This is a genomic window from Pseudomonas sp. rhizo25 (genome assembly GCF_031931935.1).
GTDB lineage: Bacteria > Pseudomonadota > Gammaproteobacteria > Pseudomonadales > Pseudomonadaceae > Aquipseudomonas > Aquipseudomonas synxantha.
On sequence record NZ_JAUJXA010000001.1, the window covers coordinates 113,875 to 127,421 of the forward strand.

Genomic DNA, 13,547 nt, shown 5'->3' on the forward strand with positions numbered 1-13,547 from the left:
AAACCCCAATCCGAAGATCAGGGCTATTTTTTGGTACAAAGCGCTGGTACAAAAGCACTTCGCCAAAACCCTTATAAGTCATTGATTCATAAGGGTTTTTAATATGGCGGAGAGATAGGGATTCGAACCCTAGGTACCGGTGAAGGTACAACGGATTTCGAATCCGTCCCATTCGGCCACTCTGGCATCTCTCCAACGGCGCGCATCATAACAGTGTGTTTCGCGGAAGCAAACCCCAAAGGTGATTTTTTTCCGTGCTATCAGATGCTTGCGTCGATTACAGCGGTACGCCCAGACGATTGGCGACTTCTTCGTAGGCTTCGATCACATCACCGAGGCCCTGGCGGAAGCGGTCTTTGTCCATCTTCTTCTTGGTGTCCTTGTCCCACAGGCGGCAGCCGTCTGGGCTGAATTCGTCGCCCAGGACGATGGAGCCGTCGTGGAACACGCCGAATTCGAGCTTGAAGTCCACCAGCAACAGGCCTGCGTCGTCGAACAGCTTACTCAGCACGTCGTTGACCTTGAGGGACAACTCTTTCATGCGCGCCAGTTGTTCAGCGGTGCCCCAGCCGAAGGCCACGACGTGGGATTCGTTGATGAACGGGTCGCCCTTGGCGTCGTCCTTCAGGAACAGTTCGAAGGTGTAGGGGTTGAGCTTAAGGCCCTCTTCCACGCCCAGGCGCTTTACCAGGCTGCCGGCGGCGTAGTTACGTACGACGCATTCCACCGGGATCATGTCGAGCTTCTTGACCAGGCACTCGTTGTCGCCCAGCAGTTTGTCGAATTGGGTCGGGATGCCGGCCGCTTCGAGTTTCTGCATGATGAAGGCGTTGAACTTGTTGTTCACCATGCCTTTGCGATCAAGCTGTTCGATGCGCTTGCCGTCGAACGCCGAGGTGTCGTTGCGAAACAGCAGGATCAGGCGGTTGGCGTCGTCGGTCTTGTACACCGACTTGGCTTTGCCGCGGTAGAGTTCTTCACGTTTTTCCATGATGGGCTCCGCTTTGAGTAAGGTGGGCTAGGCGATGTGTCGCCAGTCGAGCCCTGAATCTTGATCGGCCAGTTGCAGCCAGTCCGGGTCGCACCCAAGGGTGTCGACAAAGCATTGCCGGGCAAGCGTCGGCAGGTTGTTCTTGCTGCTCAGATGGGCCAGGACCAGGTGTTGCAGGTCTTGCCAGCCCAACTCATATACCAGGTACGCCGCCTGGTGGTTGTTCAGATGTCCCAGCTCGCCGCCCACCCTTTGCTTGAGGAAGTAGGGGTAATGACCGCGCGCCAGCAGGTCTCGGCAGTGATTGGATTCGATCATCAAGGCATCGAGGTCCCGGTAACCGTCCAGCACCTTGGCGCAGTAGGAACCCAGGTCGGTCAGCACGCCGAAACGCCGCTGACCGCCACTGAATACGTACTGCGTCGGCTCCAGGGCATCGTGAGCGACCGCAATGACATCGATGCTCAGGGCACCGACTTGCAGTTGCTCGCCACCAGCCACGAAGCCTGCGGGTTCAATGGGTTTGCGCATCCCGCGCAGAGTACCGCGACTCAAGTACACAGGCAGATTGTAGCGCCGAGACAGCAAACCCACGCCATGCACGTGGTCGGCATGTTCGTGGGTCACCACAATTGCGCTCAGCTGCGTGGGGTGAACCCCCAGGCGCAGCAGGCGCCGCTCGGTTTCCCGCAGGGAGAAACCACAATCGACCAGCACATACGTGTCGTCATGGGCGACCAGCGTACCGTTCCCTTGGCTACCGCTGCCGAGAACGGCAAAACGCACCGGATCAGCCCAGGTTGTCTTGAATCACGCCCAACACTTTGCGCGCTGTTTCAGCTGGCGCGACGGTGTTGATGTTCTTCTCGACGGTGACTTGCACGCTTTCGCCAACCTTGCTCAAACGAACCTGGTAACGCTCGGCGCGGGTTTCGACCTCTTCCTTGGTCGGCGTGCTGCCGAACAGTTTGCCGAAGAAACCTGGCTCGTCGTCTTTCTTCTCGGCCTTTTCAGCCACGTTGATGTAGTACAGGCCCAGGCTGCGGTTGATGTCTTCAACGCGCCAAGGGCCCTGCTCCAATGCACGGCCAACACTGGCCCAGGCACGGTCGAGGTCTTCACCCAGGTTCAGCACCACGTTACCGCTGCCGTCTTCCGTGAGGCTGACGCGGTTAGGCGTGTCGTAGTCACGGGCGGCGAGCAGGGAAACGGAGCCGCCCTTCTCGGAGATACGGCTCATGCTGGCCAGCATCTCGTCGACCAGCGCGGCATCGACGCCGGTATTGACCGAACGCGGCGTAAAATCAACGTTGGCAGTGCTGCCGGCAGGACGCTCGGCGCTGACCACATAGACTTCACTGGTATTGCGCTGCACGCCTGGCTCGATGCGTACCCGCACACGGGCTTCGCTGTCGGCGGCTACACCGCCAGCCAACAGGCGCTGGGCCATGTTCGCGGACAGCTCGCGACCTTGCTGCCACGCCGTGGTGAACTCACCGGTTTGCGGGCGTTGCTGGTCGATGCTAAAACCGTTGTCCTGGAAGAACTGCACCGCCACCGGCCAGACTTCGGCGGGTGGGCGCTGGGCCACGATCCAGCGGTTGTCGCCGCTTTTCTGCAAGCTGTAGTCGCTGGCATCCGCCACTGCGGTAATCGGCTGTGGACGCGGTACCACGTACTCGCCCTTGACGGTGTCGTCGGCTACGTTGCGCGGGATCGGCAGCAACGGGTCAAGGCGCTTGGCGACATTGACGTCAGGCGGCAGTTGCATCGGTTTGGTTGCTTGCGCTTCCAGGTAATCGCTGCCGCGGTCACGGAAGTAGCCTTCCGGGCCCCATACCCAACCGCAGCCACTGGTGCTGGAGATAATCAAGGCAAGTGCGGAAAGTCCGGCCAATCGCTTCATGCGTAGTGCTTCCTCAATTAAACCAGGACGCCGGACTGGCGCAGGGCCTGTCGCAGCGGTTCGTGACAGGCTTCGCTGAGCCGGGTGAGCGGCAGACGGATACCGTCCGGCATCAGGCCCATCTCAGTCAGCGCCCATTTCACGGGAATAGGATTGGATTCGATAAACAGTGTCTTGTTGAGCGGCATCAGCTTCTCGTGGATCGCACGGGCCGTCGCGGCATCGCCGGCGATGGCGGCGGCGCACATATCGCTCATGGCACGCGGGGCGACGTTGGCGGTCACGGAAATGTTGCCCTTGCCGCCCAGCAGGATCAGCTCGACAGCGGTGGCGTCGTCACCGGAATACACCAGGAAGTCGCTGCTCACGCCGGCCAGGATATCCTTGGCACGCTGCAGGTCGCCGGTGGCTTCCTTGATGCCAATGATGTTCGGCACGGTGGACAGGCGGATCACGGTCTCGGCCTTCATATCGCACGCGGTGCGACCCGGTACGTTATAGAGGATCTGCGGGATGTCGACCGCTTCGGCGATGGTCTTGAAGTGCTGGTACAGGCCTTCCTGGGTCGGCTTGTTGTAATACGGCGTGACCAGCAGGCAAGCGTCGGCGCCGGCTTTCTTGGCGTTGCGGGTCAGCTCGATCGCTTCACGCGTGGAGTTGGCGCCCGTTCCCGCAATCACGTGGATACGGCCCGCGACGCGCTTAACCACGAACTCGATCACCTGGATGTGCTCTTCTACATCAAGGGTGGCCGATTCACCTGTGGTGCCGACCGCCACGATGGCGTTGGTGCCCTCTTGCAGGTGGAAGTCCACCAGTTTGCCCAGGCTATCCCAGTCGAGACGACCTTGTGCATCCATGGGTGTGACCAGTGCCACCATACTGCCCGCAATCATGCAACCGCTCCTGCCGGAAAAAGAGAGCCGTAATGGTACTGGCGCCAAGATGCTTGTACAAGCGAAGTACCGCGTGAGGATGCGTTCTGGACCAACTAAACGTCGGGCAATGCCATCATTGGGCCAAAGCACTGCCGCAAGCCGACCGATCACACAATGAAAACGCCACCTCCTAGCCCTTGGCGACGGTTTTCGCTACCCTTCATCCTTTGATCGATACGGCCCACACAGTATCGACCGCTCATCGCTTTAGGAAGGCTGCATGTCCACCCCCACAGTTCGCGAACAATTCCTTGTTATCAGTGCCCTCGGCGCCAACCCCATGGAGCTGACCAACGTCCTGTGCCGCGCCAGCCATGAAAACCGCTGCGCCGTCGTGACCTCGCGCCTGACCCGCCACGGCGAGTGCAGTGCGCTGGTATTGCAGATCTCCGGCTCCTGGGACGCCTTGGCGCGTCTGGAAACCGGCCTGCCGGGCCTGGCCAAGAAACACGACTTCACCGTCAATGTGGTGCGCAGCGCCGCCCTGGAAAATCGCCCGCAGGCCCTGCCTTATGTGGCGTACGTCAGCTCGGCCTACCGTTCGGACATCGTCAACGAGTTGTGCCAGTTCTTCATCGACCACAACGTCGAGCTGGAAAACCTGACCTGCGACACCTACCAGGCGCCACAGACCGGCGGCACCATGCTCAACGCCACGTTCACCGTGACCCTGCCGGCCGGCGTGCAGATCAGTTGGTTGCGCGACCAGTTTCTGGACTTCGCCGATGCCCTGAATCTCGACGCCTTGATCGAGCCATGGCGCCCACAGAACCCAATGTAAGGAAACACCCATGCCGGTAGCCATCGACAAAGCCGTGGCCGATTTCGAAGCCCAGGCCACCAGCGGCCAGACTTTCAGCCTCGCGGCCCTCAAGGGCAAGCAAGTGGTGATCTACTTCTACCCGAAGGACAGCACCCCGGGCTGCACCACCGAAGGCCAGGGTTTTCGTGACCAGTACGCAGCGTTCAAGGCCGCCAACACCGAGGTGTTTGGTGTGTCGCGTGACAGCGTGAAGTCCCACGAGAACTTCAAGGGCAAGCAGCAATTCCCCTTCGAGCTGATCAGCGATAAAGACGAGGCGGTTTGCCAGCTGTTCGATGTGATCAAGCTGAAGAAGCTGTACGGCAAGGAATACCTGGGCGTGGATCGCAGCACCTTCCTGATCGACAGCGAAGGCGTGCTGCGTCAGGAATGGCGGGGCGTGAAAGTACCGGGCCATGTGGATGCGGTCCTGGCCGCGGCGCAGGCGCTGAACAAGGCCTGATCTTGCGCGTGCAAGGCTATCAGGCCTTGCGCAACCAATAATGGTACACACCAGCGGCCTCTTCTTCGCGGAGCAGCGTATGGCCCGCCAGCCTGGCGAAGGTCCTGAAATCACGCTGTGAGCCTGCATCCGTGGCAGTCACCTTGAGCACGGCGCCGCTGGCCATACGATTGAGTTCCAACTTGGCCTTGAGCAAGGGCAACGGGCAATTGAGGCCGCAGGCATCGAGTTCGGCGTCAAAGGCTGCAGCGTCGGTCATGGTGTTACTCCAGGCAAACATTTGGGCTGCTTAGAATATCTGGTCCCAAGCTCAGTGTCCGGCTACAGTAAGCTCTTTGTCGAAAGGCTTTGTGCATGACTTTTTTGCGCCCTACCCTGCTGACGCTGGCCTGCCTGCTGGCCTCCCCGGCCTTCGCTGACGAGCTGCCGTCACTTGGCGACGCCAGTTCTGCCATTGTCTCGCCCCAACAGGAATACCAACTGGGCCGCGCCTGGCTGGCCTACCTGCGCGGCCAGGTCTCTCAGCTCAATGACCCACAACTCAAGGATTACGTCGAAACCAGCGTGTACAAGCTGGTAGAGACCAGCCAGGTCAACGACCGGCGCCTGGAATTCATCCTGATCAACAGCCCGCAACTCAATGCTTTTGCAGCACCTGGCGGGATCGTCGGGGTCAACGGCGGCTTGTTCCTCAATGCCCAGACCGAAGGTGAATACGCGTCGGTACTGGCCCACGAACTGGCGCACCTGTCCCAGCGCCACTTCGCCCGGGGCGTCGAAGCGCAGTCGCGCATGCAGCTGCCGATGATGGCCGCCCTGCTCGGCGGTATCATCGCCGCCGCCGCGGGTGCAGGCGACGCGGGTATCGCCGCGATTGCCGGCTCACAAGCCGCAGCGATCCAGGAACAACGCCGATTCTCCCGGCAGAACGAACAAGAGGCCGACCGTATCGGCATCCTCAACCTGGAGAAAGCCGGCTACGACCCACGCTCCATGCCCACCATGTTCGAACGCCTGATGCGCCAATACCGCTTCGATGCCAAGCCACCGGAGTTCCTGCTGACTCACCCGGTGACTGAATCGCGGATCGCCGATACCCGCAACCGCGCCGAGCAGGCCAAACCCGGCGGCAAGGAAGACAGCCTGCGCTATCAGTTGATTCGCGCACGGGTGCAATTGAAGTACGAAGACACGCCAGGCCTTGCGGCCAAGCGCTTCCAGGCCCAGTTGGACGAGAACCCCAAGAACGATGTAGCGCGATATGGCCTGGCCATCGCACAGATCAAGGGCACTCAACTCAAGGAAGCACGGGAGAGCCTGGCACCGCTGCTGGCCAAGGCGCCCAACGACATTACCTACAACCTGGCGCAGATCGAGTTGGACATCACCAGCAACCGCATGCCGGACGCACAGCAACGTACCGACCGCATGCTCACCCAGTACCCCAGCAACTATCCGCTGAATCAGGTGCGGGTGGACTTGTTGCTTAAGCAGAACCGCACCGCTGATGCGGAGAAAGCGCTGGATGGGCTGCTCAAGTCCCGCCCGGACGATCCGGACGTGTGGTATCAGGTCGCCGAGACCCGCGGCTTGTCCGGCAACATCATCGGCCTGCACCAGGCTCGTGCCGAATACTTCGCCCTGGTGGGTGATTTCCAGCAAGCCATCCAGCAGTTGGACTTTGCCAAGCGCCGCGCCGGCAATAATTTCCCACTGTCCTCGCGCATCGATGCCCGTCAGCGTGAGCTGATCGAACAGGAGCGCTTGGTCAAGGGCATGATGAGCTAAACCCATCACCCACAAAAAAGCCCCGCTGTCGTTAACCGACACCGGGGCTTTTTTGTGGGCTAGTGGATTACTCCGCCAGCTTGAAGGTGATGAAGCTGGCTCGACCTTGACGCAGGACGCGCATCGACACCGAACGATTCTTCGGCAACGCCTTGGCGATGTCGGTGAACTCCTTGGTGGAGTCGATCGCCTGGTTGTTCAGATGGGTGATGACGTCGCCAGGCTGCAGGCCGATCAAGGCGGCCGGGCCGTCCTGGACTTCCTTGATCACGACACCGCTCTGCAGGTCGAAGGTTTTCTTCTGCTCGGCGGTCAGCTCAACCACGGCAATACCCAGGCGGTTGCTGCTGCGCTCGGCGCCTGGCTTGGCATTGCCCAGGGCATCCAGGGTCGCACCTTCTTCCGGGATGGCGCCGACGGTCAGCTCAACGTTCTGGCGCTTGCCATCACGGATCACTTCCAGCTTGGCTTTGCCGCCAGCCTTGAGCGCGCCGACCAGATGAGGCAGGTCGGCCGACATGACAATCGGCTGGCCATTCATGCTCAGGATCACGTCGCCGACTTTCAGCCCGCCCTTGGCAGCAGGGCCATTGTCCTGAATCTGTGCAACCAGCGCACCGGCCGGCTTGTCGAGGCCGAAGGACTCAGCCAGATCCTTGTTCACTTCCTGGATGACCACACCCAACCAACCTCGGCTGACCTTGCCACCGCTCTTCAACTGGTTGGAAACGTCCATGGCCACGTCGATCGGGATCGCGAAGGAAACGCCCATGAAACCACCGGAGCGCGTGTAGATCTGCGAGTTGATCCCCACGACTTCGCCAGCCAGGTTGAACAACGGACCACCGGAATTGCCCGGGTTGATCGGCACGTCGGTCTGGATGAACGGTACATAGTTTTCATTCGGCAGGCTGCGACCGATGGCACTGACAATGCCCTGGGTCACAGTATGGTCGAAGCCGAACGGTGAACCGATGGCTACCACCCATTGGCCGGCTTTCAAGTCTTGGGATTTACCGAGCTTGAGGACCGGCAAGTCCTTGCCATCGATTTTCAGCAGCGCCACGTCGGAGCGTGGGTCGGTACCGATCAGCTTGGCCTTGAGTTCACTGCGATCAGCCAAGCGTACGAGAATCTCGTCGGCATCGGCAATCACGTGATTGTTGGTGAGGATATAGCCGTCGGGCGAGATGATGAAGCCGGAACCCAGCGACTGGGCTTCGCGCTGACCACCACCGCCACGAGGGGCGCGTGGTTGCGGCATGCCGCGCTCGAAGAACTCGCGCAGCATGGGTGGCAAGCCTTCCAGATCCGGCATCTGCTGGTTCGATACTTTGCGATCCGGCAGTTTTTGCGTGGTACTGATGTTCACCACCGCAGGCGAGGCCTGCTCCACCAATTGGGTGAAATCAGGCAGTTCGACTGCTTGCGCAGGCAAGGCCTGACCCAGCACCAGCACCGTGGCGACTATGGATAGGTAAGACTTCAAACGTGGTATCGACATACAGCTCCCGTTACGACGAGCAGGGTTAAGCGACAGGGTTCAATACATGCCGGAGACTGCGACCGACACTTTTGTCCCGCGAACAAAACAAGGCCAGGGCCATTAAACCCTGACCTATAAAAAACATAGGGAGTTTTTGCAAGTGAAAATGCTGATCCAGAGATTTCATACGCTCAGCACCCAACCAAAGATGGGCACAGATTGAAAGATCAGCATGAACGCAGGATTAACAATTTCATGGCTTGGCAGCAGCCTTTCCACTACGCACCGATAAAGCGATACGCTCAGCAGTGCCGATAGGGATTTCGCCCACCACCGTCACCATCATTTCACCTTCCACCGTATTCAAACGTCGGGATACGGCCACGGTTGGTCCAAGCTGAGCACGGGTTTCATTCACATCAGCACCTTTTGCTGACTCCAGAAACACGGAAAAACGCGCGAGCCCATCGTCATACATCAAGCTATCGACGGTGGCTTTGGTTTGGGTATCTTTGCGCGTGACAGCACTGATCTGTTGGAAGCCAGGCGGCAGCCAATCCAGATGCCACACCTGGGTGGCAGGCATGTCGGAGGCTTTAGAAGAGGAAACAGCGACAGGCGAGCACTCGCGGCCAGGCTGCAAGTCCTGGTCGGACGGAACGGCGCGGGCATCCAGGCGCGTATACTGAAAGCGCTCCAACAACTGCCCCTGATCATTGAGCAGCAAGGATTTGAGCGGCAACGCGGTTTCACGATCCAGGTGCAATTCAACACCATAGCGATATTGATCACGCGGGCTGATCGACACGATCACCGCATTACGACCGGCTACGCGAGATTTACCGACAACGGCCAATTCGTAGAATTGAGTGAGTTTTTGTGGATCGAGTGCACGCGTAGGTGCATCAGAGGAACTCGCCAGGCCAGCAACCAGCGCACCGCTGACGCATTGTGTGCGACCGTCTACCCTAAGGGCTTCCTGGGGAGCGCCATCGAGCTGCAACAAGCGCTCACGTACATGGCCATCCTGGACGCGATGCCAGATGTCATGGGTAGAAAAACTACCATTACGTTCGTAGACAAACGTGCCTTCAAAGCTTTGCTGCTGCTCTGCACGCCCAAGTCGAGTCAGCCAGTCTTGGGCTTCATCGGCATGGGCGGATAGTGCAAACCAACTACTGAGCCAAAGCGTAAGGAGCGGTATGGCGCGCATAGGGCTCCTTAGCGGATCAGCGGTTTTCCTGGCTTGCTGCGCGAGCGTATGGCAGAGCGCTATCAGTGCCTTTCGAAGCCGATTCCTGCGCATGTTGACGCAGGTAGCCTGGAAGACGCTGGTCCTGCCAACCGGATTGCCCTTGAAGCACACCATTAGCCATAGGGCCGGTGGTATCGGAGCTTTCCTTGTAGCCTGCCAGTACAGCCGGACCTTTGACTTGCGGACCGGCCATGACCGGTTGCTGAGTCTGTTGGGCCAACTCGTTGCCAGCAATCTCGTCCTGGTTGTACAGGCGAACACCAGCGAGCACAGCGACGGTGACCGAAGCAGCTACTGCCAGGCGACCCAGGCTACGCCATGGACCCCGTGCAGCTTTTGCCGGAACGGCTTCATCAGCAAGCGCAGCAGAAACGGCCGCAGCAATATCCAGACGAGGGATTAGAAGATCCTTGTGCATCACCGCCCGAGCGACTTGGTAACGAGACCAGGTATCACGGGTTTCGGCATCATCAAATGCATTGAGCACCCGACGAAGTTCCAGTTCATCCGCTTCGTTATCCATCACTGCGGACAGCGATTCCTGCAGGGCATCACGACTCATGGCGGTTCCTCTCTTGGCTGTCGCCGCTGTCTTTAGTTTTCCTGCAACAAAGGTTGCAAGGCTTTGTCGATGGCTTCCCGGGCCCGGAAAATCCGTGACCTTACAGTCCCCACCGGACATTGCATGACGCTCGCAATGTCTTCGTAACTCAGACCATCAAATTCACGTAAAGTTAACGCCGTACGCAAATCTTCTGGCAGTTGCTGAATTGTGCGATGGACGGTGCCTTCAATCTCGTCGCGCAGCAACGCACGCTCCGGCGACTCGAGATCTTTGAGGCCGTGATCACCATCGTAAAATTCTGCATCTTCTGAACTGACATCACTGTCTGGTGGGCGGCGGCCGCGAGACACCAGATAGTTCTTCGCCGTGTTAATGGCGATGCGGTAGAGCCACGTATAAAACGCACTATCACCGCGGAAATTTCCCAGTGCACGGTACGCCTTGATAAAGGCTTCCTGTGCAACGTCCTGCGCTTCATGGGTGTCGTGCACAAACCGCACGATCAACCCGAGAATTTTGTGCTGGTATTTCAGCACTAGCAGATCAAATGCTCGCTTGTCGCCGCGTTGTACGCGCTCGACCAGCTGCTGATCCTCTTCCTGGGTTAGCATGAACACTCCTCGTTGTACTCGAAGGAGGCTTGCATAACTAAACGATCAGGCTTGCAAACATAGACTCGGGCTTTTCGCAAAAGTTCTCCCCCTTCAAGCAAGTTTCCGGCATGCACTGATTTGGCACACACGAAAAACGCAGCCCGGGCGGCGCCGGCTGCGCGAATAATCTTGTCGCCGGTTTCGTGACGCGTCCAATGCTCCCGACGGGCCAATAAACTCAACGTTTTCCCAGCTTTCGGGCAACCTGCTATTGAGTCGGGACCCATGCAAAAAGTTCCCGCCTCGCCAACCGGCCATTTCCCAAAGCTGCGCAGCATAATCTCACAATGCCACGTGTGCGTGGCTATTGTGCCGCTCCCCCCCTCTATATACTAGTGGCCCGTGTGCCCCTTTGATTCGCCGATCCAGGCGTCCTGTTTGCGCCGCTCCTTCGGATCGCTTTTTGCGGAATCCATTCAATGAGCCAACAGTTCCAACACGATGTCCTGGTAATCGGCAGCGGCGCGGCCGGCTTGAGCCTTGCGCTGACCCTGCCGAGCCACCTGCGTATCGCCGTCTTGAGCAAAGGCGACCTGGCCAACGGCTCGACATTCTGGGCCCAAGGCGGCGTCGCCGCGGTGCTGGATGATACCGACACGGTGCAATCCCATGTTGAGGATACCCTCAATGCCGGCGGCGGCCTGTGCCATGAAGAGGCGGTGCGCTTCACCGTCGAGCACAGCCGGGAAGCCATCCAATGGCTGATCGACCAGGGTGTGCCGTTCACACGCGATGAACATGCCGGCAGCGACGACGGTGGCTTTGAGTTCCACCTGACCCGGGAAGGCGGCCACAGTCATCGTCGAATCATTCATGCTGCCGACGCCACCGGCGCGGCCATTTTCAAGACGCTGCTCGAGCAGGCCCGCCAACGCCCCAATATCCAATTGCTTGAACAACGCGTCGCCGTCGACCTGATCACCGAAAAACGCCTGGGCCTGGCGGGCGAGCGCTGCCTGGGCGCCTACGTACTCAACCGTGCCAGCGGCGAAGTCGATACCTACGGCGCACGCTTCACTATTTTGGCCTCGGGCGGCGCGGCCAAGGTCTACCTCTATACCAGCAACCCCGACGGCGCCTGTGGCGACGGCATTGCCATGGCCTGGCGCTCGGGATGCCGGGTGGCCAACCTGGAATTCAACCAGTTCCACCCCACCTGCCTGTATCACCCCCAGGCCAAGAGTTTCCTGATTACCGAAGCCCTGCGTGGCGAAGGCGCGCACCTGAAGCTGCCCAATGGCGAACGCTTCATGCAGCGCTTCGACCCTCGCGCCGAGCTGGCGCCGCGCGATATTGTCGCCCGCGCTATCGACCATGAAATGAAGCGCCTGGGTATCGACTGCGTATACCTGGACATCAGCCACAAGCCCGAAGCCTTCATCAAGACCCACTTCCCGACGGTCTACGAACGCTGCCTGACCTTCAACATCGACATCACCAAAGGCCCGATCCCGGTGGTACCCGCGGCGCACTACACCTGCGGCGGCGTGATGGTCGACCAGCATGGCCGCACTGACGTGCCTGGCCTGTACGCCATCGGCGAAACCAGCTTCACCGGCCTGCACGGCGCCAACCGCATGGCCAGCAACTCACTGCTCGAGTGCTTCGTGTACGCACGCTCAGCGGCGCAGGACATCCTTGAACAACTGCCGCGCATCCCGGTGCCGGCCGCCCTGCCCCGCTGGGACGCCAGCCAGGTCACCGATTCGGACGAAGACGTGATCATCGCGCACAACTGGGACGAGCTACGGCGCTTCATGTGGGACTACGTGGGGATCGTGCGCACCAACAAGCGCCTGCAACGTGCACAACACCGGGTACGCTTGCTGCTGGATGAAATTGACGAGTTCTACAGCAACTACAAGGTCAGCCGTGACCTGATCGAATTGCGCAACCTGGCCCAAGTGGCAGAGCTGATGATTCGCTCGGCCATGGAGCGCAAGGAAAGCCGGGGCCTGCATTACACCCTTGACTACCCGCAGATGCTGCCCGAAGCCCGCGACACTATCCTGGTGCCAACCACCTACGGCGGCTGAACTTCAGGCGTACCCGCAGGCGCCGGTGTACATCGGCAGCCTGTGCGTCCTGCGGCACACAGATCGAACGCACTCGCCGCTCACCCTGCACCCGGTAGCGCAACACAACGATCAGCGGCAACGCGAGGCTGTCGGGACGCAGTTGCACTGCGTGCCAACCGCGCGCGGCGTTCCATAATTGCCAGCCATCTTCGTCACGGCGCAGGCCAAGAATCGACGAGCGGTGAGTGAGCAGGATATGGCGCGGCAGCACCCAGGTGCAGTGAGCCAGGCATAGCAGGATGCCAAGGCTTGAATAAGGCAGGTTCAGCACCAGCAGGCTACCCAGCGCAATCAGCTGGGCAAGCAGATACGCCGCCAGCAACAGCCGTGAGGCCTGCCAGCGGCATTCGAAGCGATTACTTGGGCTGGACACGGTCCAGAATCTTGCGAACCATGCGCTGCAGTTCCGGATCTTCAGATTCGGAGCGCTCCATGAACCAGCCGAACATATCCTGGTCTTCGCATTCGAGCAGCCTGACGTAGAGATCGCGATCGACTTTATCAAGCGTCGCGTACACTTCTTTGGTGAACGGCACCAACAACACATCCAGCTCAAGCATGCCACGACGGCTGTGCCAGAAGAGACGATTGATTTCTACATCTTCGACCATGGAGCCCTCCT

At 59.6% G+C, this 13,547-nt stretch carries 15 protein-coding genes and 1 tRNA gene; 4 read left to right on the plus strand and 12 right to left on the minus strand.

Annotated features, from left to right (window positions below):
• Window positions 1-104 precede the first annotated feature (104 nt).
• From QZR30_RS00550 to dapA, 5 genes are all read right to left on the minus strand, one after another.
• Window positions 105-194 (minus strand) — tRNA-Ser (locus tag QZR30_RS00550).
• 83 nt (window positions 195-277) lie between these two features.
• A complete protein-coding gene (gene purC / locus QZR30_RS00555; RefSeq protein ID WP_010212191.1) occupies window positions 278-991 on the minus strand; it encodes a phosphoribosylaminoimidazolesuccinocarboxamide synthase in 714 nt (237 codons plus the stop codon).
• A 27-nt stretch (window positions 992-1,018) separates the two neighbouring features.
• The gene (locus tag QZR30_RS00560) at window positions 1,019-1,777 is read right to left on the minus strand and encodes an MBL fold metallo-hydrolase (RefSeq protein WP_311902839.1); all 759 of its coding nucleotides are present in this window, start codon (window positions 1,775-1,777) and stop codon (window positions 1,019-1,021) included.
• 4 nt (window positions 1,778-1,781) lie between these two features.
• Complete coding sequence (gene bamC / locus QZR30_RS00565; RefSeq protein ID WP_046071423.1) at window positions 1,782-2,897, minus strand: outer membrane protein assembly factor BamC; 1,116 nt, start codon at window positions 2,895-2,897, stop codon at window positions 1,782-1,784.
• 17 nt (window positions 2,898-2,914) lie between these two features.
• Complete coding sequence (gene dapA / locus QZR30_RS00570; RefSeq protein ID WP_046071422.1) at window positions 2,915-3,793, minus strand: 4-hydroxy-tetrahydrodipicolinate synthase; 879 nt, start codon at window positions 3,791-3,793, stop codon at window positions 2,915-2,917.
• 262 nt (window positions 3,794-4,055) lie between these two features.
• Between dapA and QZR30_RS00575 the strand changes: the two genes are divergently transcribed.
• Together QZR30_RS00575 and QZR30_RS00580 are read left to right on the plus strand one after the other, a co-directional pair.
• Window positions 4,056-4,616 (plus strand): glycine cleavage system protein R, encoded by a 561-nt coding sequence (locus QZR30_RS00575; RefSeq protein ID WP_003189463.1) that lies wholly within the window; start codon window positions 4,056-4,058, stop codon window positions 4,614-4,616.
• A 10-nt stretch (window positions 4,617-4,626) separates the two neighbouring features.
• A complete protein-coding gene (locus QZR30_RS00580) occupies window positions 4,627-5,100 on the plus strand; it encodes a peroxiredoxin (protein WP_068966588.1) in 474 nt (157 codons plus the stop codon).
• Between the two features lie 19 nt (window positions 5,101-5,119).
• Here the strand turns inward: QZR30_RS00580 and QZR30_RS00585 are convergent, their stop codons facing one another.
• Window positions 5,120-5,359, minus strand: coding sequence for a sulfurtransferase TusA family protein (locus QZR30_RS00585; RefSeq protein ID WP_059397087.1), 240 nt, complete (start codon window positions 5,357-5,359; stop codon window positions 5,120-5,122).
• A gap of 95 nt (window positions 5,360-5,454) precedes the next feature.
• Here QZR30_RS00585 and QZR30_RS00590 point away from each other — a divergent pair, with 95 nt between their 5' ends.
• The gene (locus QZR30_RS00590) at window positions 5,455-6,888 is read left to right on the plus strand and encodes a M48 family metalloprotease (RefSeq protein WP_046071419.1); all 1,434 of its coding nucleotides are present in this window, start codon (window positions 5,455-5,457) and stop codon (window positions 6,886-6,888) included.
• A 67-nt stretch (window positions 6,889-6,955) separates the two neighbouring features.
• On the opposite strand, the gene QZR30_RS00595 is transcribed toward QZR30_RS00590, so the two are convergent.
• The 4 genes from QZR30_RS00595 to rpoE all read right to left on the minus strand — a co-directional run bounded on the left by QZR30_RS00595 (window position 6,956) and on the right by rpoE (window position 10,805).
• Window positions 6,956-8,392, minus strand: coding sequence for a DegQ family serine endoprotease (locus QZR30_RS00595; RefSeq protein ID WP_043046394.1), 1,437 nt, complete (start codon window positions 8,390-8,392; stop codon window positions 6,956-6,958).
• A 235-nt stretch (window positions 8,393-8,627) separates the two neighbouring features.
• Entirely contained in the window at window positions 8,628-9,587 is a 960-nt protein-coding gene (locus tag QZR30_RS00600) for a MucB/RseB C-terminal domain-containing protein (RefSeq protein WP_059397088.1), read from the minus strand.
• A 16-nt stretch (window positions 9,588-9,603) separates the two neighbouring features.
• Complete coding sequence (locus QZR30_RS00605; RefSeq protein ID WP_046071417.1) at window positions 9,604-10,191, minus strand: sigma-E factor negative regulatory protein; 588 nt, start codon at window positions 10,189-10,191, stop codon at window positions 9,604-9,606.
• A 32-nt stretch (window positions 10,192-10,223) separates the two neighbouring features.
• Complete coding sequence (gene rpoE, locus QZR30_RS00610; RefSeq protein ID WP_003172477.1) at window positions 10,224-10,805, minus strand: RNA polymerase sigma factor RpoE; 582 nt, start codon at window positions 10,803-10,805, stop codon at window positions 10,224-10,226.
• A gap of 461 nt (window positions 10,806-11,266) precedes the next feature.
• Between rpoE and nadB the strand changes: the two genes are divergently transcribed.
• Entirely contained in the window at window positions 11,267-12,883 is a 1,617-nt protein-coding gene (gene nadB / locus QZR30_RS00615) for an L-aspartate oxidase (RefSeq protein ID WP_056847355.1), read from the plus strand.
• Here the strand turns inward: nadB and QZR30_RS00620 are convergent.
• Together QZR30_RS00620 and QZR30_RS00625 are read right to left on the minus strand one after the other, a co-directional pair.
• Window positions 12,852-13,298, minus strand: a complete 447-nt coding sequence (locus tag QZR30_RS00620) for a protein YgfX (RefSeq protein ID WP_046071415.1) — start codon at window positions 13,296-13,298, stop codon at window positions 12,852-12,854. The genes nadB and QZR30_RS00620 overlap by 32 nt on opposite strands.
• Window positions 13,282-13,536 carry an FAD assembly factor SdhE gene (locus QZR30_RS00625; protein WP_043046387.1) on the minus strand — a complete coding sequence of 85 codons (255 nt, stop codon included), beginning with the start codon at window positions 13,534-13,536 and terminating at the stop codon, window positions 13,282-13,284. The genes QZR30_RS00620 and QZR30_RS00625 overlap by 17 nt, the downstream gene beginning before the upstream one ends.
• Window positions 13,537-13,547: the final 11 nt, after the last annotated feature.

Coding starts and splice junctions, on each gene's coding strand:
- purC (WP_010212191.1), bottom strand. CDS start 991: ATGGAAAAACGTGAAGAACTCTACCGCGGCAAAGCCAAGTCGGTGTAC.
- bamC (WP_046071423.1), bottom strand. CDS start 2,897: ATGAAGCGATTGGCCGGACTTTCCGCACTTGCCTTGATTATCTCCAGC.
- dapA (WP_046071422.1), bottom strand. CDS start 3,793: ATGATTGCGGGCAGTATGGTGGCACTGGTCACACCCATGGATGCACAA.
- QZR30_RS00575 (WP_003189463.1), top strand. CDS start 4,056: ATGTCCACCCCCACAGTTCGCGAACAATTCCTTGTTATCAGTGCCCTC.
- QZR30_RS00580 (WP_068966588.1), top strand. CDS start 4,627: ATGCCGGTAGCCATCGACAAAGCCGTGGCCGATTTCGAAGCCCAGGCC.
- QZR30_RS00585 (WP_059397087.1), bottom strand. CDS start 5,359: ATGACCGACGCTGCAGCCTTTGACGCCGAACTCGATGCCTGCGGCCTC.
- QZR30_RS00590 (WP_046071419.1), top strand. CDS start 5,455: ATGACTTTTTTGCGCCCTACCCTGCTGACGCTGGCCTGCCTGCTGGCC.
- QZR30_RS00595 (WP_043046394.1), bottom strand. CDS start 8,392: ATGTCGATACCACGTTTGAAGTCTTACCTATCCATAGTCGCCACGGTG.
- QZR30_RS00600 (WP_059397088.1), bottom strand. CDS start 9,587: ATGCGCGCCATACCGCTCCTTACGCTTTGGCTCAGTAGTTGGTTTGCA.
- QZR30_RS00605 (WP_046071417.1), bottom strand. CDS start 10,191: ATGAGTCGTGATGCCCTGCAGGAATCGCTGTCCGCAGTGATGGATAAC.
- rpoE (WP_003172477.1), bottom strand. CDS start 10,805: ATGCTAACCCAGGAAGAGGATCAGCAGCTGGTCGAGCGCGTACAACGC.
- nadB (WP_056847355.1), top strand. CDS start 11,267: ATGAGCCAACAGTTCCAACACGATGTCCTGGTAATCGGCAGCGGCGCG.
- QZR30_RS00625 (WP_043046387.1), bottom strand. CDS start 13,536: ATGGTCGAAGATGTAGAAATCAATCGTCTCTTCTGGCACAGCCGTCGT.